The organism is Vibrio sp. 10N.239.312.C11 (genome assembly GCF_041466065.1).
Classification (GTDB): Bacteria; Pseudomonadota; Gammaproteobacteria; order Enterobacterales; family Vibrionaceae; genus Vibrio; species Vibrio tasmaniensis_A.
This window is the reverse complement of sequence record NZ_JBFSRZ010000029.1, coordinates 1-17,376: the sequence shown is the minus strand read 5'-3', so window position 1 is coordinate 17,376 and position 17,376 is coordinate 1. Positions and strand designations below refer to the sequence as shown.

Sequence of the window (17,376 nt, the reverse complement as noted above, 5' to 3'; positions counted from 1 at the left end):
AACGCTGTCATGAGTATAAAAATAACAACGCAGCAAATTTCAATGCGCTACAAAGAGCGTGTTTTGTTCCACATCCCCGAATTGTCGATCGGCCCCAACGATGCCATTTATCTCAAAGGGGACAATGGCGTTGGCAAAACGACCCTACTTAAAATCTTATCAGGATTGATCAAGCCGAGCTCTGGCCGTATTCAGTCTCCGACACAAAGCTGGCAACATAGCCTGTTTCCTCGGTTAAAATTTAAAGACATCATCTATCTCCACCAAACTCCTTACCTTTTTGATGGCTCGGTGTACCAAAATGTCGCTTATGGCATTCGCTTTAATAAAGAGAGTCAAAAAGATAAGCGAGCTCAAATAATTAATGCATTAAGAATGGTAGGTTTAGAAACCTTGGCAGATGAGCACATTTCTGTGTTGTCTGGTGGTGAGCGCCAACGCGTGGCAATGGCCCGTGCTTGGATTCTTAAGCCTTCAATCTTGCTTATGGATGAACCAAGTGCTTCTTTAGACAAAGAATCTATTGAAAGATTGGTGATTATGGCCGAAGATCTTCTTCAGAGAGGCGCGAGTTTGGTCATCACTAGCCACCAAACTAACGCGTTAACCGATTTATGTAAGAAGCAGTGGTGGATCAAGGACAACACTTTGACTGAATCACCGCTTCTGCAAGTTATTAAAAAGAACAAAGCACAAGAGAATATTTATGCTGCTTCCAACGCAAACTAGTTGGGTTATTTTGGCTGGCGGACAAGCCAGCCGCATGGGCGGAAAAGATAAAGGACTCGTTGAGCTCAACGGTTCTCCGCTCATTCAATACGTTATTAACAAGCTGTCACAACAAGATGTCAGCATTACCATCAATGCCAACCGTAACTTAGACAGTTACCAAGCATTTGCACCGGTTGTTTCCGATTCTTTCCCTGACTATCCAGGCCCATTGGGCGGCATTCATGCTGGCCTTAAAAACGCGAGCACAGATTGGGTCGGCTTTGTCCCTTGCGACAGCCCACAGATTAGTGATGACCTTGTTGAACGTTTTTGTGCAGCAGTAAAAGAAGACAGCGACATTCTTGTCGCGCATGATGGCGAATTTAAGCAACCAGTATTCACCCTATTCCACAAACGTGTTCTACCAAAGTTAGAAGCGTTTTTGGAACGTGGTGATCGTAAAATTATCTTGCTGTACAAAGAGTGTGTCACGGAATACGTTGATTTTAGCGATTCTCCTAACTGCTTTGTTAATCTCAACACGCCAGAAGAACTCACCCAATTCGGAACGCTTCAATAATGAAAGATTCTAAACAACGCCCTAACCTTCCTCTATTGGGGTTTGCTGCTTACAGTGGCACAGGCAAAACAACCGTATTAGAAGCTCTGCTTCCTTTATTGACAGAGTCGGGTTTAAAAGTTGGTGTGCTAAAACATGCTCACCACGATTTTGATGTCGATAAGCCGGGCAAAGACAGCTACCGTTTACGCAAAGCGGGCGCAAATCAAATGCTGATAGCTTCGCGTAACCGTCATGTGATGATGACTGAGACTCCAGAAGCAGAAGCCGATTTTGATTACCTGTTGACTCGTTTTGATACCAACACACTTGATCTGATTTTGGTTGAAGGCTGTAAGAACATTGCTTTCCCTAAAATCGAGCTCCACCGTGATGAAGTGGGTAAACCTTGGTTGTACCAAAACGATGACAACATCATTGCTATTGCTGCTGATAGCCACGTTGAATCTGACTTACCTCAAATGTCGATCAACGACTTAGAAGCGATTCGTGATTTCATCATCGATTACGCGCAGTCCTTTGACCTTTCCTCTACAAAAGGCAAAGCAGCGTCATGCTCATCTTCAAAAGACGCAGCGCCCGCGGTGTGTTGTGATTCGTTCTCTCCAGCAGGTTTAACCGTAACTCAGGGCCAACAAAAGATTGTTGATAGCATTGACGCGCTTGATCTCACAGAGAGTGTTGAATTACTGCAAGGCTACGGTCGTGTGTTGGCTGAAGATGTGATCTCGCCAATCAACGTCCCACAGAATACTAATTCTGCAATGGATGGCTACGCGATTCGTAGTGAAGATCTTGAATTGGATAGCTACAACATTGTTGCTGAAGTTATGGCTGGTCACAGCTACGACAAAACCGTTCAACAAGGTGAAGCTGTTAAGATCATGACGGGTGCACCAATGCCAGATGGCGTTGATGTTGTTGTGATGCGTGAGCAAGCCGTGCAAGATGGCGATAAAGTTAGCTTCCCAGATGCGAAAATCTCCGTTGGACAAAATGTCCGTATGGCCGGTGAAGATTTAGAAATTGGCCAACCTGTCTTTACACGTGGCACACGCATCGAAGCACCAGAAATGGGTATGATGGCGTCGTTAGGTTTCGGTACCTGCCCTGTTCTGCGTAAAGTGAAGGTGGGTGTGTTCTCAACGGGTGATGAAGTTCAGGCTCCGGGCGTTGAGCAAAAGCCAAACTCTATCTACGACTCGAACCGTTTCACTATCATCGGCATGCTTCAAAAGCTAGGTTGCGACATCGTTGATTACGGCATTATCGAAGATGACGAACAAAAGATGATGGATGTACTTCATGCTGCGTCGTTAGAGACCGATATGGTTCTGACTTCTGGTGGCGTGTCTGTTGGTGATGCTGACTACATCAAACTCGCGTTAGATAAGTTGGGTGAGATTAACTTCTGGCGTATCAACATGCGTCCAGGTCGCCCTCTTGCTTACGGCAAAATTGAAGACAAACCTTTCTTCGGTTTACCTGGCAACCCAGTAGCCGTGATGGTGTCGTTCATTAACTTTGTAGAACCTGCAATCCGCAAGCTACAAGGTCAAACTAACTGGACACCAGTGAAAGCGAACGCGATAGCGACTGAGCAATTACGTTCTCGTCAAGGTCGTACTGAGTTCAGCCGTGGCGTGTTCTCAATGAACGAATCAGGCGTGCTTGAAGTAAAAACAACCGGTAAGCAAGGTTCAGGTATTCTACGTTCAATGAGCGAAGCAAACTGTCTAATCGAGATTTCACCAGCGGTAGACACTGTAAAAGCCGGTGAAACGGTGACGATCATTCCTTTGCAAGGTCGTGTGTAAATAAACAAGATTGTTAGCTTTAAGCTAGCGAATTCAGAGTAATACATACTCTAAATAGATGAAGCCCCTGATATTGGATATCAGGGGCTTTCTTTTTATGGGGGGTTGTATACAGAGTTGAACTAAACAAGCTCGACTTTAAGTAATCTGCAATCGACCAAATTATAGTTGTTACGGCCATTTTCTTTGATTTGATAGAGCTGTTTGTCTGCAATATCACAAATCATTTTAAAGTTTCGATCCACATTGTCACTGGCTAAGTCGACGTTAACCCCACCAATAGAGAGTGTTAATTGTTCCGCATAGAGAGCTTTAGGGTTTGCTAATTTGACTTCATTTAACATCTTTCGCAGAGTGACAACCTTATTTTCAATATCACTACTACTCTGTCCGAAGCAAATCGCCATGAACTCATCACCGCCATATCTGAAAAGGTAGTCATTCTTGGTTGTGAATGTTTTTTTAAGTAAGCGACTGATAATACGAAGCGCTTCGTCGCCCTCTAAATGCCCATGAAAATCGTTATAAGCTTTATACTCGTCAACATCGATCATAAGGACCGCTAGAGATTGTTTTTGGTAGTAAGCGTTATGTATTAAGACTGGCGTGATGTTATCTAATTGATATCTATTAGCTAGACCTGTTAGTGGGTCAGTAGTACTCAAGATTTCGAGTGTTTGATTCGCACTTTCTAAACGCTGTCGTTGCTTTTGATTTTCTAGCGACACGGCAATAAAGCTAGCTAAATGTTCTATAAGCTGACAGTGGTGTTCCTGATATTGGTTTGGTAGATGATGCTGAACTGACAGAAAGCCGATTAATTTTTCATTAAGAATGATTGGCGTTAGAATCATTGAGTTAGTATCAAGCTCGCCACGAAACGTAACGAAATTATCGTCTTGTGTGGTTTTACCGATATAGGGTTCTAGAGCCGCATCTGTCGCGCTATTAAAATGAACGGTAGCTCGCTTGCGAATCACATACGTACCAATGGTTTGGTTCTCTTGGCAAACTACTTTTAGGTTCGGTATTAATCCTTGAGTATCAACAAAATAGCGGTAGTCGAGTATGTCTGATTTATCGTCATACATAGCAATCCCAAACTCAGATGTTGGTAGAATCATATTTATCTTATGGAGTATCTCAGGCAGTACGCTTTCTAAATCTGCAGCGGTTGCTATGAATTGACCAATATCAGTGAGCGCACCCATATATTTTTGCATTTGAGTCAGAACGTCATTTTTCTTCTTACTCTGAATGGTACCTACCCCTTCTAGAATACGTTCGCTCTGTTCGCGCTCATAACTTCTCATGTGTTTTTCTAAAAGATCCACATGCTGAGTTTGAAGTGCCGCTAAACCAGACCAATCCTCTTCATCTCGAAAGAGCTTCGCCTTAGTTTGGGCATAGATAGCATAAGAACGGTAACTACTCTTTAGATCAAAATTCTGTTCGAGAAAAGCGCACCCTACTTTTGCTTGTTCTCGCTCTCCAATGCCTTCTAAGAATTGAAACCAGTAAACCAAATTTTCTTTTCGATTATGCTCATCTCTCGATTTTTTGAAGTGCTCTTCTGCCTGATAAAATGCATCTAATACATCACTATCATCGAAGCCTCCCCACAAGAGCATGGTTTGCCCTAGGTAACTATGACAAAGAGCTATCGTCCTGTTACTAGAAAGCGAGGTGCCTATTCTTTTCGCTTCCATAATGGCGCTAACCGCTTGCTCAAACTCATTTGTATGTGCACAGCTATAGGCTAGGTTTAAATGGCTGACAGCACAATCTAACAGGCGATTCGCATTTTGAGATGAAATAATGGCTTTACGAGCATATTGCTTCGCTTGTTCGTATTTTTCTAAGCTTAAGTGCAAGTCACTTAGATTACAGAATATAAGTGACTTAAAATTGTCATCAACTAGGTGTAAGTTTTCTAGTGTCTCTGAGTAACAAGCATACGCTGATTGATAATCACCACGAATGTTATGGGTAGACGCAAGTAACCCGATGACAAATACATATAGTTGAATTTCTTCAGGAGCAATGACGTTTAGGCAGGCTTTATAATGCTCAGCAGCGTCAGAAAGGTTATCGTGGCGATAGCTTGTGAAACCTTTAAGGAAAAGCGCGATTGAATCCGGGATCGGTTGATTATTAGCTTCGCATAGACTCGTTATTCTGTCTTCGACTTCTTTTAATCCTTTGATTCCAGGGTAGTTCTGGATTCGCGTTATAATTCCCATGATCTTTGGGTAAAGCGTATTGCTCATAAGTTCCGTTTAAGTCAGCCAGATTAAAAAATAACGAATAGTATACCACAAAATGCTTATTACACATTCCATTCATGAGGCTAATAAGTGGTAATTTCCTATCATTATCTTGAGTGGCGTACTGTTTTTATGTAGAGTGCGCGCAAAGTAATAATTATATTGGAGAGCACCATGGCTCGTACCATTCTGTACACTTATAAAGATGAAGACAAAGAGTTATTGTTTTCGAAACAAGAACACCGCACGATCCAAGAAGCTGTAGCTGCAGCTGAAGGTATCGACATCACAGAGTATCTAAAAACTGAGCAGCAGCTTGAGTTCATTTCTGATACTAAAGCGGTTCGTAACTACCAAGACAACTATTTCCGTAAGCTTGGTTTTACTAAGCTTACATTGAAGCAAAAAGACAACCTTGGTGTTGGTAAAAAGAAGAAGTAAGCCCTCTGGCTCTTTTTCTTGATATGTAGCTTCTAGCTTTTCGTTTGTAATTAGAGCTAAGAGCTGAAGAAACGAAAACACTGAACAATAAAAAATGCCGCAACCTCTTTCGAGATTGCGGCATTTTTATTTGTTCTTTTTAACTATCTAACCTTAGCTAGCTTAACGGTAAGTAACGATTACTTAATGTTAAGGAATGCAGCGCCACGAACACCGCCTGAATCACCGTGTTTCGCTTTGATGATTTTCGGACACTTCGCTACAGACAGTAGGTATTTAGGGATACGCTTTGGCATCTCTTCGTAGATAAGTTCGAAGTTTGAAAGTCCGCCACCCAGTGCAACAACGTGTGGGTCAAGACCCGTAAACAGGTTTGCAAAACAGATAGCCAATAGCTCCATAAAGCGATCTACGTGCTCAGCGGCTTTTGATTCGCCTTCGTTGTATGCTTGAATGATCTCGATCGCTTTCTTCTTCTCACCGAAGTAGTGCTCGTAAATCAGTTCGAAGCCGCGACCCGATAAGTAACTGTCTAAACAACCTTTCTTACCACAACCACAACCCAGTAGCGGTGCGTTGTCGCCAAGGTGGAACCAAGCATCTAGAGGAAGGCGCATATGACCTAATTCACCAGCAACGTGGTTACGACCAGAGAACACTTTACCTTCATAAACTAAACCGCCACCGAAGCCTGTACCTAGAATTAGGCCTGCTACTGATGGTTCGTCTTTAAGTTCATCATCCCACGCTTCTGAAAGCGCAAAACAGTTTGCATCATTTTCAATTTTGACACTACGACCAATAAGCGCTTCTAGGTCTTTGCGTAGTGGTTTCCCCGTTGAAGCTGGTACGTTAACAACCAGCATTGTGCCGTCGTCAGCATCTTCCATTCCAGGAAGACCAAGACCAATGTTGCCTTCGCAAGAAAATTCGTTGTCGTACTTCTTTACCAAACCAGCAATTGTATCAAGTAGCAGTTGATAATCTTCAGTGGGCGTTGGTACGCGTTCTGTCGCTACTCGCTCAAGTTTTTCATTGAATGCACCAAACTCAATCTTTGTGCCGCCAACATCGAAGCCGTAATACATGAAATCTCTCCAATTTTTCCCTAAATTCGGGCAAATAAATTTTTGTAAATAAACAACTAAAGAGCATTATCCATAACACTCCCCCTACAAACCGTGATAGATGACAAACTTATCCCGTGTTTGAGTTTGTTTGAACAACAAGTCAGCACAAAGCGGTTAAAGGTTAGAGTGACTTCTCACTTTTAGTATGATCTATGAAAGCATTCAGGCTCGGTTTGGTTGGATCTGACTTATAACGTGTCTTACTTAACATGTAACTTTCCCGAAATGTCTCAAACCATAGCTGTAAAGTCTTGGCACCCTGCTCTTCACCAGCCTGTTTCAAAACCAAGCTCGCCACTTCTGCTGTCGAAAGATGTTGTTCGTTGTCTGACTTTCGCATCATGTATTGAGAAACTGACTCAGGCTCAATCGATAACACAGGTAAATCTTGCAGATATTCTGAGCGACGAAAAATTCGACGGGCCTCGCGCCAGCTACCATCAATAAAGATCAGCAATAGTGTCTTATTCGAATCCCGCATTTCGCCCAGATCCGTAACCACGCGCGTTTTGTCGTCGGTATAGTCTTCGGGGAACACGATCACAGGTTGGTATTTGTCGTCTTTTAGAACATCCAACATCTCTTGATTTGGCTCAGTACGATGCCAAAGGTAGGCGTAACTGTCTTTTACCGTATCAACAATCAAACGACCGGTGTTACTTGGTTTTAAGATTTCGTTGTCTGACAAGATCAACATAGTCGCGACGTTCGTATCAATGTTAGGTTGATGCTCGCAGATACAGCTGTCTTGTTTTATTTTACAGAACTCACATCGCACTACTTTACACCCGCGCGCATTAAACGGCTTAGTAGCAATGGATAAACGGTGTTGATATAAACGGTGAAAAGCGTGGATTCTCATGGACAATAACGATAAATCTAGAAAAGTGGCACGATTGTACTTACAGTGACCCTAGAATGATAGAAGGAATTCCCATGCAAGACCCATCCCTGCTTCGCCTTGTTTGTTTTATTGTCGTTTTTGGATCATGTGCGCTTTGGGAGTACCGCTTTCCACGTAAAACGCTGACTCAGAGTAAATGGTTTCGTTGGGGAAACAACTTTGCGTTGGTTGCTTTAAACAGTTTTCTATTAGCCACTCTAATTCCAATCGCAGCATTTCAAGCGGCGGTTATCGCACAAGAAAACCAATGGGGTCTGTTCAATACCCTGTTACTTCCTAAAGAACTCACCATTCTGTTCTGTGTCTTACTGTTAGATTGCGCTATTTACTTGCAGCACTTGGTGTTTCACCGTGTTTCATGGCTATGGAAGTTACACCGAGTTCATCATGCGGATCTAGATATTGATGTCACAACCGGAACTCGCTTTCATCCAATTGAGATGATTCTTTCAATGCTGATTAAAGTGAGTTTAGTGATCGCGCTTGGTGTACCTGTCATCGCTGTTGTCATTTTTGAAATTGTTCTTAACGCCAGTGCGATGTTTAACCACAGCAATGCGCGTCTGCCACTGTGGATTGATAAGCGATTGAGAAAAGTGATTGTGACACCAGACATGCACCGTGTTCATCACTCGATCATTGTTAAGGAAACGCACTCAAACTTTGGTTTTTTCTTATCGGTGTGGGACATTTGGTTCAAAACCTATCGCGCTCAACCTAAGCTTGGCCATGATAACGTTCAGATTGGCGTTCCAGAGATTCAAGATGGTAAAGAGCAACGGTTAGACTTAATGCTACGTCAGCCATTTGCACGATTCCCGACAACGAAAGACTAGGTTCGAATTCAGTTGAGTCTCAAGTTTAAACTGAGGTCAAACCTATCTTAATAACAAACCTGTCTCCATAACAAACCAAGCTTAATACCAAAGCAAGTCGCCCTTAAATTCTTATGAGAACTTAAGGGCGTTTCTGTATCAATAGGAATTTAAGCGTAGCTAGTGCTTCAACTATTATGCTGTCAGGCTTAACTCAGCAAGCTCGTTTATTTCAGTACGTATTTATGAAGCATGGCTTGTTGGTGTCCTGCTATCTCGGCGACTTGTTCTGAGCTTTCAATCATAGACTCTAACTGCAACTTGGTATCTTCACCCTGCTCCGATACACGGGTGATTGAATGTGTAACATCAACAGTGGCTCGGGCTTGTTGTTCTGTCGCCACCATGATTTGTTCAACACGTCCTTTAATCTGGCTAACCGCTACCTCGATTTTTTCAAACGCTTGTTTCACATCTCCACTGGTTTCCAGTGCATTCGCCATTTCGTTTCTCGACTCTGTTACAGACGCCCGTGAGCGATCAGCTGCTGCTACCAATTCATTCATCATATTTCGAATATTAGTGGTTTGCTGGGAAGTATCGCTGGCTAGTTTTCTTACTTCATCGGCGACCACTGCAAAGCCTCGGCCTTGATCTCCTGCTCGAGCTGCTTCTATTGCTGCATTCAATGCGAGTAAGTTAGTGTTGTCAGCAATGCCGCTGATCATGTCGACCATTTCGCGAATCTGTTTAACACGCCCGTCTAAGTCGGCCATCGATTCTTCATTCATGCTTAGAGAGTGTTCTAGTGCATGCAGTCGCTGCTGGTTAAGTCCAACAACTTGACTCCCTGTTACTGACTCACTTTCAGCAAGCTGGGCGTCATCATTCGAGGCGTTAGAAATACGTGCAATTTCACCAATAGATGCTTCAAGCTCTGTAATGGTGGTAATCATGTTCTGAAGCGATTCATTTTGCTCGTGTAAGCTTGAGTTAGTTTGCTCTGCGGCATCGTGACTGACTTCCGCTGTTTGATAAAGCGTTTCACAGTTTCGTGTTACCAAACGCACCGAATCAGCGGTTGAGTTGACAACAGAATTAAGTTTTGATGCGATAACTTGCAATTCCAATGGGCCAACTAATTGACTCTGTTTTGAAAAATCGTGTTCCGCGAGTAAGCTCATTTGTTGAGTAATGTTTCTGAGTCCTTTGTTCACCCAGCGACGTAATACCAACCATGAAATAGAAATGATGGCCGTTATCACTAATCCACTAATAAATAGTACTTTGTCTATCGTCGCAATTGTCTGATTGACCACAAACTCGCTTTCATCAATTAAAATGGAAGCGGTGTTCGATAGTTGATTTAAGGTCCCTATCACGGTGTTGGCCAGATGGATGACTTTTTCTAAGTCGGCTTCTTGTTGCTCAACAAGTTCTAGCTTTTGCAGGATTTGTCTTAATACACCGTTACCTGAAAAGCCAGATTTAACCATCTCATAAGGCGCAGTTAAGCTTGCGAACTCTACGATGTCTGGATGCCATTCCGAAAAGTCATCATACGCTAGGTTAATGCCTGCAATTCGATTTCGAAGCTCTCTGTATTCGTCTTGCGCTTTTTCTAAGTCTGATTGCATCATCAACATTAGGAAGGTGTTCGCCATTGCAGAAGCACTCGCTGTAAATCGGTTAGCCGCATCGGAAGCCTCTGGGTTGTTCTGAACAAGGAAAGAACTGATACGGTTCATTTCAGGTCCGATGGAACTCACACCATAGCGAAACTCAGTGACTTGGCCATTGATGAGGTTTTGCTTATTCTGAATTTCAATTTGAGACGACAACACTTGGCTAGTCATCAATTGTAAGGTCGCCATGTTCTCGGTTAAGTTTTGTTTTTGTTCAACGGAAATCGCGTCAGGAAAAGATTGGGATATGAAGAGGAGTTCTTCTAGCGTTTGGTTACTTTCGGCAACTAACACGTCGATCGAGTTGCCTGTTGTGCTAAGCGTATTTAGGTCGGTTGATTGGGTGCTATAAGTAAGAAGTTTTACCTGCTCCAACACGCTTTGTGTTAATTCGGCGTTGTTTAATGCAAGAGGTAATGCTTGTTCCGAAAGTGCTTCAAAATGGCCCCCGACCCGAACGACGCCTCGGAGACTGACCAAAGATAAAAAGATGACGAGTAAAAGAATGGAAATAAATACAGCGGTGACAGTTTGAATGAGCGAGAATGTATAACGTGAAGGTTTTATTGATAAATTTGTGTCGGGCATGTGAAATCCAGTTTGACTACGAAAAAAGATATCCTTAAGTTAGTTCGTATACTAGAAGTCCTTGATGACGTTTATATTTCAGTTTTTTGTCAGAAGAGTTACATATGAAATTCAGAAAAATGGCTGTAGTTACAATAACTTTAGCAACATTGGCTGCTTGTAGCTCTACGCCATCCCCTTCTCAGCTTAGTCAAACCGCACACAAGCCTCTGTCAAAGTTAGAGCAATCAACGACCAATGCGTATATGAGTGTGTATGAACAGTGGAAAGGTGTGCCATATCATTTCGGTGGGACTTCATTTAGAGGCGTAGATTGCTCTGCTTTCGTTCAAATCGCAGTGCAAACTGCGACCCAGCAAGCCTTACCGAGAACCACAAAAGCTCAAGTTAAAAAGGGAAAGGAAATAGCGTATGGACAGGCAATAAGTGGTGACTTGGTGTTTTTCAAAACATCGATGACGGTACGACACGTCGGTGTATATTTAGGAAACAATCAATTCCTACATGCTTCGACATCGAAAGGTGTCATTATATCGAGATTGGATAACCCTTATTGGGCCTCTAAGTTTTGGCATTTTAGGCGTTTATAGTGATTAAAAGATTAACTGATAACACAGTTGCTTTGAAGGTACTATTTAAACGCCTATCGCTGTTTAGCCTAGTAAATGTACTAGAAGCTAATTAGTCGTATTGAGCGACCGCAGTATCAAACAGATTCTTCACTAATGCGATGTATTCATCTAAGAATACAATTTGTTCGTTAGTCGCTTTTTTTGACCATACACCAGCTAACACTTCACCTAAATCAGCCACCACTGAATCCGCTTCTTTCAATAGTTGAAAACGAACGCTTGAATGTAACTCAGGGTTTTGCTCGAAAATAGCCATGATATTTGTTGATATCATGTCAGTGATGATGTCTTCGACACTTTCATTACCTGTATCGCCATTACTATTAGTAAAGACATCTAGGTTAAATGATAAGTGTTCGATCAAAGCCAAATAGCCATCGGTTTCTACAACCACAATAAATCTCCGTTTAAGCTCAAGAGCAGATTAATATGTACCTGCCTAATACTATGTATATGAGTCTGTTTGTCATCTCTTTATTACTAAAAACTGTATTAAAGTGATCCGAGTTAGCATTTAAGCTTAAATTTCAATCAAAACACCCTAACTTCACCAAACACACCTAAAATATAGTGAAAAATAATCTCAACCTATTTCTGCGATTCTATTGTATGAAAATCATCATGCCGTGAGATTAGTTCCAAACTATTTCCTTATATCATTCTCAATTTCTGTTTTGATTTCAAAGGGCTTGAATCAGTTTGAGTTCACAAATCAGCCAATTGATTCTACATTAGTTGAAGAAGAGCCAAGAACATTGACGAGTGCGTCTATAAATTGCTCAGATTTATCCTAAACTATTGCTATTAAACAAACTGTATTTCTAACCTTCAGTCTTTGAGGATTTCCTATGTGGCAGGCCATTTCTCAACAACTTTCAGATACTCTTCTATTTAACTTCCAGATAACTGAACGTACCAAGGTTTCTGGTGGCGACATTAACGATTGCTATATGATTAGCGATGGTAACGAACGTTACTTTGTAAAAGTGAACCAGCGAGAATTTTTACCTAAGTTTGAAATTGAAGCTGAGAATTTACGCTTGTTAAGAGAGACCTCTACCGTTTATGTTCCTGAGTTGGTACTGATTGGTAAAACCAAAGAATGCTCGTTCATTATCCTTAATTACTTGCCGACCAAGCCGCTTGAAACAAGCAATAATAGCTATGACTTTGGCGTTCAACTTGCTCAATTGCATCAATGGGGTGAACAGAAAGAGTTTGGTTGTGACCAAGACAATTATATTGGTAGCACCCTTCAACCCAACCCTTGGCATAAGAAATGGGGGCGTTTTTTCTCTGAGCAACGCATTGGCTTCCAACTGCAATTGTTAAAAGAAAAAGGCATCGAATTCGGCGATATCGATGACATTGTTGATGTAGTGAATATGCGTCTTGCAGGCCACAACCCTCGCCCTTCTTTGCTTCATGGAGACCTTTGGAACGGCAATGTTGCTAACTCAGCCTTTGGGCCAATCTGTTACGATCCCGCTTGTTATTGGGGCGATCATGAATGTGATTTAGCGCTAACTGAACTGTTTGAAGGGTTTTCAAAAGAGTTTTATGAAGGTTACCAGAGCGTCAATCCACTCGACGTTGGCTATACTGAACGGAAAGACATTTATAATTTGTACCATCTTCTCAACCACTGCAATCAATTTGGCGGCGAGTATTTAGCACAAACTGAGGCGTGTATTCAGAAGATACAGGCCGTTTAACACCAATCACAGCTAGCTACTGCGATCGATATAAGTGCAACGTTCGATATCGCTATTTGTTACGCCCCATACAAGCTACTACGATTAGTGCAAGTTACAGTGAGGATAATTCGCCATGCATAAATACACAGAGAAACATGTTTCTTGCCCCCATTGTGGTCATGCAATTAGCATAACGCTGGATGCTTCTAATGGGAGCCAAGATTTTTACGACGATTGCCCTGCATGTTGCAATGCAATTCATCTGGACATGCAGGTTGATGAATTGAGAGACAGAATCCATCTCTCGATTGATGCAGACGACGAACAAGTGTTCTAACACAATTACTCTCTTGTCGAGCTACACCTACACCTACACCTACACCTACACCTACACCTACACCTACACCTACACCTCGATTTTGAAGCTAGCCTAGAAAAACACAAAAATAAAAAAAAAGCACTTAATGTGCTCTTTTTTAACATCTTCGATTTTTACTTAGTCAACGCTTTTGGGGCGCGTGTTATTGATGAACCGCTACTACGACTTCTGGTTCGCTAGCACGCGCTCAACAGTATCAACAATCGCTTGTGTTTGAGGGTCAAACTCAATATTTACTTGGTCGCCTATTTCGCGGCTGCCAAACAAAGTGCGATTTAGCGTTTCAGGAATCAAGTGTACAGAGAAACGGTTCTCTTCCACTTCACCTATCGTCAATGAACAACCATCAACGCCAATATAACCCTTGCTGAATACATACTTCATTGATTCCTGTGGCAACTCAAACCAAAGCGTGCGGTTGTTTTCAGTCTTGATCACATCCACTAAGTTCGCCATCAACGTAATGTGGCCAGACATACTATGCCCGCCAATTTCATCACCAAATTTTGCTGCTCGCTCAACATTCACTTTATCACCAACAGTCAGTTGGCCTAAGTTCGTCAATCGCAATGTGGCTTGCATTAAATCAAAAGCAATCTGATTGCCCGAAATTTCCGTTACCGTTAAGCAACAACCGTTATGAGCTACTGAGGCACCAATCGCTAATCCCTCAACCATTTCGTTGCTTAGCTCAATGGTATGAGTCTGAAACAACTCTTTTTTGTTTATAGCAACCAGTGTTGCCATGCCTTGAACGATACCTGTAAACATAAGATTCCTATTTAGCATTCTAGGGCGTGTTGACCTTTCTCGGTTAAATTTTGTTCGAGATAAAAGCGTTTTAATCGCGGCGAGGGGGAAGTAGCCTAGCATCCTAAGCAAATATCCCTCAACAAAGAGTAAAACGCTTTTAGCCGAACCCTTCGGGCAGCGTTTGCTGGTCATTTTTACTACGTTATCGGCTTCTCATGTAGGCTAGCTACACATCGAAGCCTCTGCCTTGTATAAACACCCAGCAACTCGCTGCAAAAATCAGCTCGAAAGATCAACACGCCCTAATAACAGTTTTTCATAGCAGTTATTGTGACATTTCTTTATGATTCGTCCAGTGGAAGCTTAAGATCATTGTCTCTGATTCCTTCAGAATGTCCTTTCCTACACTATTATTCTAATTTTCCCTCTTATTTGGAGTTGTTTGTGCATCGTTACAAAGAAGAATCCTCGAATCTAATCAAACTTGCGACCCCAGTATTGATCGCATCTGTTGCACAAACTGGAATGGGTTTTGTTGATACCGTAATGGCCGGTGGTGTAAGTGCTATCGATATGGCGGCGGTTTCGATTGCAGCAAGTATCTGGCTACCATCAATCTTATTTGGTGTGGGTCTATTGATGGCGTTGGTTCCTGTCGTTGCACAACTTCATGGTTCTGGTAGACAAGTAAAAATTCCATTTGAGATTCAACAAGGTGCGTTTTTAGCGCTTGTCATCTCCCTTCCAATCATTGGCGTACTTTTTCAGACACAACTGATATTGGAGTGGATGGACATAGAACAACTCATGGCAGAAAAAACCATCGGTTATATGAATGCGGTGATGTTTGCGGTTCCTGCATTTTTGTTGTTCCAAACTTTGAGAAGCTTTACAGATGGTATGTCTTTAACTAAGCCTGCAATGGTGATTGGTTTTATTGGCTTGCTATTAAACATCCCGCTTAACTGGATGTTCGTATACGGAAAGCTTGGCGCTCCCGCTCTGGGTGGTGTTGGCTGTGGCGTTGCAACGGCTATCGTATATTGGGTGATGTTTGCTCTGCTGTTCGCTTACGTTTTAACATCAAAGCGTTTGGCTAAAATCAATATCTTCGGTACGTTCCACAAGCCTCAGCTCAAAGCACAAATTCGTTTGTTTAAACTGGGCTTTCCAGTTGCTGCTGCTATCTTCTTTGAGGTGACGCTATTCGCTGTTGTTTCTCTGTTGGTTGCCCCTCTTGGGTCTTTGGTTGTCGCCGCACACCAGGTTGCAATTAACTTCTCGTCACTGATATTTATGATACCAATGAGTATCGGTGCCGCCGTGAGTATTCGTGTTGGCCATAAGTTGGGTGAAAACAACACTGAAGGTGCGAAAATTGCAACACACGTGGGTATCATCGTCGGTTTGGTAACCGCCTTTATGACAGCGGCATTAACAGTATTGTTTAGAGAGCAGGTTTCGTTACTTTACACAGAGAACACGGCGGTAGTTACCGTTGCAATGCAATTGTTGTTGTTCGCTGCGGTTTATCAATGTACCGATGCAATCCAAGTTATCGCTGCAGGTGCTTTGCGTGGATACAAAGACATGCGTTCGATCTTCAACATTACCTTCGTAGCGTATTGGTTACTTGGTCTTCCTATCGGCTACATATTAGGAATGAAAGATTGGATTGTTGAACCTATGGGCGCACATGGCTTCTGGATTGGTTTCATTGTCGGCCTAACATCAGCTGCCATTATGCTCGGTATGCGTTTGCATTGGATGCATAAACAAGACGATGATGTTCAGTTAGAATTTAGCTCTCGTTAGATCCGTCCTCGCGAAACCGGTATCGCCGTTATTGCATACAAAAAGAGCTCTGATTTTCAGGGCTCTTTTCGCTTACGGCTGTAAATAATTTTGGGGGCGATTAGTTTATACTCAAGAGATTAGTATTCACTCTTCTCTCTAACAAAGCGCGCAAACTTGGGCTTTCCGTTTTGAGTAAAGCCATTGTATCGAAAAGTAATACGGCTGCCTATTTCGGGCGGTGCGAGCCTCATCTGGTCACTGAACCCACTTCCAATATAAAATTCCACACCCTCTTCTGTGTGAACCAAAATAGAACCCATCATCCCTTTATACTTCCCTGTTCCACCTTTGTAGCCAATAACCGTGGCTTCCGCATCGTGATGCCTTTTAAGCTTTAAAAGGTCATTACTTCGGCCTGCTTGATAGCGACTGGTGATCTTACGAAGCATCAAACCTTCACCATTACTCTCATCGACATTATCGAGTTGATGGAACAGAGCTTCTTCATTGTGAACCGGTACATGTTCGATGTAGCTGACATGAGGTTCTCCAATCATGCTTACCCAATGCAAGATGTTGTAATAGCGCTTTTGATAATCACCAGCGGCCCCTGGCATATCAAACAGCATGAAATCTATTTGGCGCCACGCTACGTCACTAGGCGTATGATCGAGGACGGTAGATTGGACTAAGTGGAATTGACCTCTTCCTGCCCACAACTCCCCTTCGAGATGTACCTTAGGCAAGTTTTTTGTAAACCACTTCGGTGAGTAAATGCGATTCCCATTTCGAGTATAAAGGTGTTGTCCGTCCCAAAGAGCCCGAATCCCATCAAGCTTTTCACTCTTCCAGTATTCAGAAACATCAATGCCTTGTTGGTATGTATTGGCCAGTACCAAATGGTCGGGAGGTAAATAGGATGAATGAGAAGAAAGCGAACACGCCCATAGAGTTGCTATCGCCAATTTAGTTAATCTCATCATCTGCTCCGTATTGATATCTGTAGTGGTCAACAAACGCCTTTAATCCTAAGCGTTCTGACACGTAGGTAGACAACCTTTGCTAGAAGATGCGATCCACACATCAACCTTATTTAACTTTCAATTTCATTCATATAATTAATGACTTATAGGGGCTTTGTTGCGTAATTAAATTTAAAGATAGAACAACCCCGTTTCGC

16 protein-coding genes are annotated in these 17,376 nt (G+C 42.4%); 9 read left to right on the top strand and 7 right to left on the bottom strand.

Features of this window, described 5'->3' with window-relative positions; all coding sequences use genetic code 11:
- The first annotated feature begins 9 nt into the window (after positions 1–9).
- Genes AB6D07_RS13565 through AB6D07_RS13555 form a run of 3 tightly spaced genes read left to right on the top strand, consistent with a single transcriptional unit; the run spans position 10 to position 3,108 of the window.
- Entirely contained in the window at positions 10–729 is a 720-nt protein-coding gene (locus AB6D07_RS13565; RefSeq protein ID WP_009846743.1) for an energy-coupling factor ABC transporter ATP-binding protein, read from the top strand.
- The gene (gene mobA, locus AB6D07_RS13560) at positions 707–1,291 is read left to right on the top strand and encodes a molybdenum cofactor guanylyltransferase MobA (RefSeq protein ID WP_009846744.1); all 585 of its coding nucleotides are present in this window, start codon (positions 707–709) and stop codon (positions 1,289–1,291) included. Before AB6D07_RS13565 ends, mobA begins: the two co-directional genes overlap by 23 nt.
- A complete protein-coding gene (locus AB6D07_RS13555) occupies positions 1,291–3,108 on the top strand; it encodes a bifunctional molybdopterin-guanine dinucleotide biosynthesis adaptor protein MobB/molybdopterin molybdotransferase MoeA (protein ID WP_009846745.1) in 1,818 nt (605 codons plus the stop codon). Before mobA ends, AB6D07_RS13555 begins: the two co-directional genes overlap by 1 nt.
- Positions 3,109–3,230: 122 nt before the next feature.
- On the opposite strand, the gene AB6D07_RS13550 is transcribed toward AB6D07_RS13555, so the two are convergent.
- Entirely contained in the window at positions 3,231–5,378 is a 2,148-nt protein-coding gene (locus AB6D07_RS13550; protein WP_017103154.1) for a GGDEF domain-containing protein, read from the bottom strand.
- A gap of 171 nt (positions 5,379–5,549) precedes the next feature.
- Between AB6D07_RS13550 and AB6D07_RS13545 the strand changes: the two genes are divergently transcribed.
- A complete protein-coding gene (locus AB6D07_RS13545) occupies positions 5,550–5,816 on the top strand; it encodes a DUF2960 family protein (protein ID WP_004733780.1) in 267 nt (88 codons plus the stop codon).
- 179 nt (positions 5,817–5,995) lie between these two features.
- Here the strand turns inward: AB6D07_RS13545 and nagK are convergent, their stop codons facing one another.
- Both nagK and AB6D07_RS13535 read right to left on the bottom strand, forming a co-directional pair.
- On the bottom strand, positions 5,996–6,904 hold the full coding sequence (nagK, locus tag AB6D07_RS13540; RefSeq protein ID WP_017103153.1) for an N-acetylglucosamine kinase: 909 nt from the start codon (positions 6,902–6,904) through the stop codon (positions 5,996–5,998).
- 163 nt (positions 6,905–7,067) lie between these two features.
- The gene (locus tag AB6D07_RS13535) at positions 7,068–7,814 is read right to left on the bottom strand and encodes a tRNA-uridine aminocarboxypropyltransferase (RefSeq protein ID WP_012603951.1); all 747 of its coding nucleotides are present in this window, start codon (positions 7,812–7,814) and stop codon (positions 7,068–7,070) included.
- Positions 7,815–7,882: 68 nt separating this feature from the next.
- On the opposite strand from AB6D07_RS13535, the gene AB6D07_RS13530 reads away from it, so the two are divergent.
- The gene (locus AB6D07_RS13530; protein ID WP_017103152.1) at positions 7,883–8,686 is read left to right on the top strand and encodes a sterol desaturase family protein; all 804 of its coding nucleotides are present in this window, start codon (positions 7,883–7,885) and stop codon (positions 8,684–8,686) included.
- A gap of 206 nt (positions 8,687–8,892) precedes the next feature.
- Here the strand turns inward: AB6D07_RS13530 and AB6D07_RS13525 are convergent, their stop codons facing one another.
- A complete protein-coding gene (locus AB6D07_RS13525; protein WP_017103151.1) occupies positions 8,893–10,938 on the bottom strand; it encodes a methyl-accepting chemotaxis protein in 2,046 nt (681 codons plus the stop codon).
- A 104-nt stretch (positions 10,939–11,042) separates the two neighbouring features.
- On the opposite strand from AB6D07_RS13525, the gene AB6D07_RS13520 reads away from it, so the two are divergent.
- Positions 11,043–11,528: a C40 family peptidase gene (locus tag AB6D07_RS13520; RefSeq protein WP_017103150.1), complete on the top strand. Its 486-nt coding sequence runs from the start codon at positions 11,043–11,045 to the stop codon at positions 11,526–11,528.
- 91 nt (positions 11,529–11,619) lie between these two features.
- On the opposite strand, the gene AB6D07_RS13515 is transcribed toward AB6D07_RS13520, so the two are convergent.
- On the bottom strand, positions 11,620–11,964 hold the full coding sequence (locus AB6D07_RS13515) for a DUF3802 family protein (protein WP_009846752.1): 345 nt from the start codon (positions 11,962–11,964) through the stop codon (positions 11,620–11,622).
- Between the two features lie 454 nt (positions 11,965–12,418).
- On the opposite strand from AB6D07_RS13515, the gene AB6D07_RS13510 reads away from it, so the two are divergent.
- Together AB6D07_RS13510 and AB6D07_RS13505 are read left to right on the top strand one after the other, a co-directional pair.
- The gene (locus AB6D07_RS13510; protein WP_017103149.1) at positions 12,419–13,285 is read left to right on the top strand and encodes a fructosamine kinase family protein; all 867 of its coding nucleotides are present in this window, start codon (positions 12,419–12,421) and stop codon (positions 13,283–13,285) included.
- A 115-nt stretch (positions 13,286–13,400) separates the two neighbouring features.
- A complete protein-coding gene (locus tag AB6D07_RS13505) occupies positions 13,401–13,604 on the top strand; it encodes a CPXCG motif-containing cysteine-rich protein (RefSeq protein WP_012603956.1) in 204 nt (67 codons plus the stop codon).
- Between the two features lie 201 nt (positions 13,605–13,805).
- Here the strand turns inward: AB6D07_RS13505 and AB6D07_RS13500 are convergent, their stop codons facing one another.
- On the bottom strand, positions 13,806–14,417 hold the full coding sequence (locus AB6D07_RS13500) for a riboflavin synthase (RefSeq protein WP_029222952.1): 612 nt from the start codon (positions 14,415–14,417) through the stop codon (positions 13,806–13,808).
- A gap of 426 nt (positions 14,418–14,843) precedes the next feature.
- On the opposite strand from AB6D07_RS13500, the gene AB6D07_RS13495 reads away from it, so the two are divergent.
- Positions 14,844–16,214: an MATE family efflux transporter gene (locus tag AB6D07_RS13495; RefSeq protein WP_017103147.1), complete on the top strand. Its 1,371-nt coding sequence runs from the start codon at positions 14,844–14,846 to the stop codon at positions 16,212–16,214.
- A 119-nt stretch (positions 16,215–16,333) separates the two neighbouring features.
- On the opposite strand, the gene AB6D07_RS13490 is transcribed toward AB6D07_RS13495, so the two are convergent.
- Positions 16,334–17,176: a DNA ligase gene (locus AB6D07_RS13490; protein WP_029222951.1), complete on the bottom strand. Its 843-nt coding sequence runs from the start codon at positions 17,174–17,176 to the stop codon at positions 16,334–16,336.
- Positions 17,177–17,376: the final 200 nt, after the last annotated feature.

Excerpts from the sequence above, each read along its gene's own strand:
- AB6D07_RS13565 (WP_009846743.1), top strand. The coding sequence starts at position 10 with ATGAGTATAAAAATAACAACGCAGCAAATTTCAATGCGCTACAAAGAG.
- mobA (WP_009846744.1), top strand. The coding sequence starts at position 707 with ATGCTGCTTCCAACGCAAACTAGTTGGGTTATTTTGGCTGGCGGACAA.
- AB6D07_RS13555 (WP_009846745.1), top strand. The coding sequence starts at position 1,291 with ATGAAAGATTCTAAACAACGCCCTAACCTTCCTCTATTGGGGTTTGCT.
- AB6D07_RS13550 (WP_017103154.1), bottom strand. The coding sequence starts at position 5,378 with ATGAGCAATACGCTTTACCCAAAGATCATGGGAATTATAACGCGAATC.
- AB6D07_RS13545 (WP_004733780.1), top strand. The coding sequence starts at position 5,550 with ATGGCTCGTACCATTCTGTACACTTATAAAGATGAAGACAAAGAGTTA.
- nagK (WP_017103153.1), bottom strand. The coding sequence starts at position 6,904 with ATGTATTACGGCTTCGATGTTGGCGGCACAAAGATTGAGTTTGGTGCA.
- AB6D07_RS13530 (WP_017103152.1), top strand. The coding sequence starts at position 7,883 with ATGCAAGACCCATCCCTGCTTCGCCTTGTTTGTTTTATTGTCGTTTTT.
- AB6D07_RS13525 (WP_017103151.1), bottom strand. The coding sequence starts at position 10,938 with ATGCCCGACACAAATTTATCAATAAAACCTTCACGTTATACATTCTCG.
- AB6D07_RS13520 (WP_017103150.1), top strand. The coding sequence starts at position 11,043 with ATGAAATTCAGAAAAATGGCTGTAGTTACAATAACTTTAGCAACATTG.
- AB6D07_RS13510 (WP_017103149.1), top strand. The coding sequence starts at position 12,419 with ATGTGGCAGGCCATTTCTCAACAACTTTCAGATACTCTTCTATTTAAC.
- AB6D07_RS13505 (WP_012603956.1), top strand. The coding sequence starts at position 13,401 with ATGCATAAATACACAGAGAAACATGTTTCTTGCCCCCATTGTGGTCAT.
- AB6D07_RS13500 (WP_029222952.1), bottom strand. The coding sequence starts at position 14,417 with ATGTTTACAGGTATCGTTCAAGGCATGGCAACACTGGTTGCTATAAAC.
- AB6D07_RS13490 (WP_029222951.1), bottom strand. The coding sequence starts at position 17,176 with ATGAGATTAACTAAATTGGCGATAGCAACTCTATGGGCGTGTTCGCTT.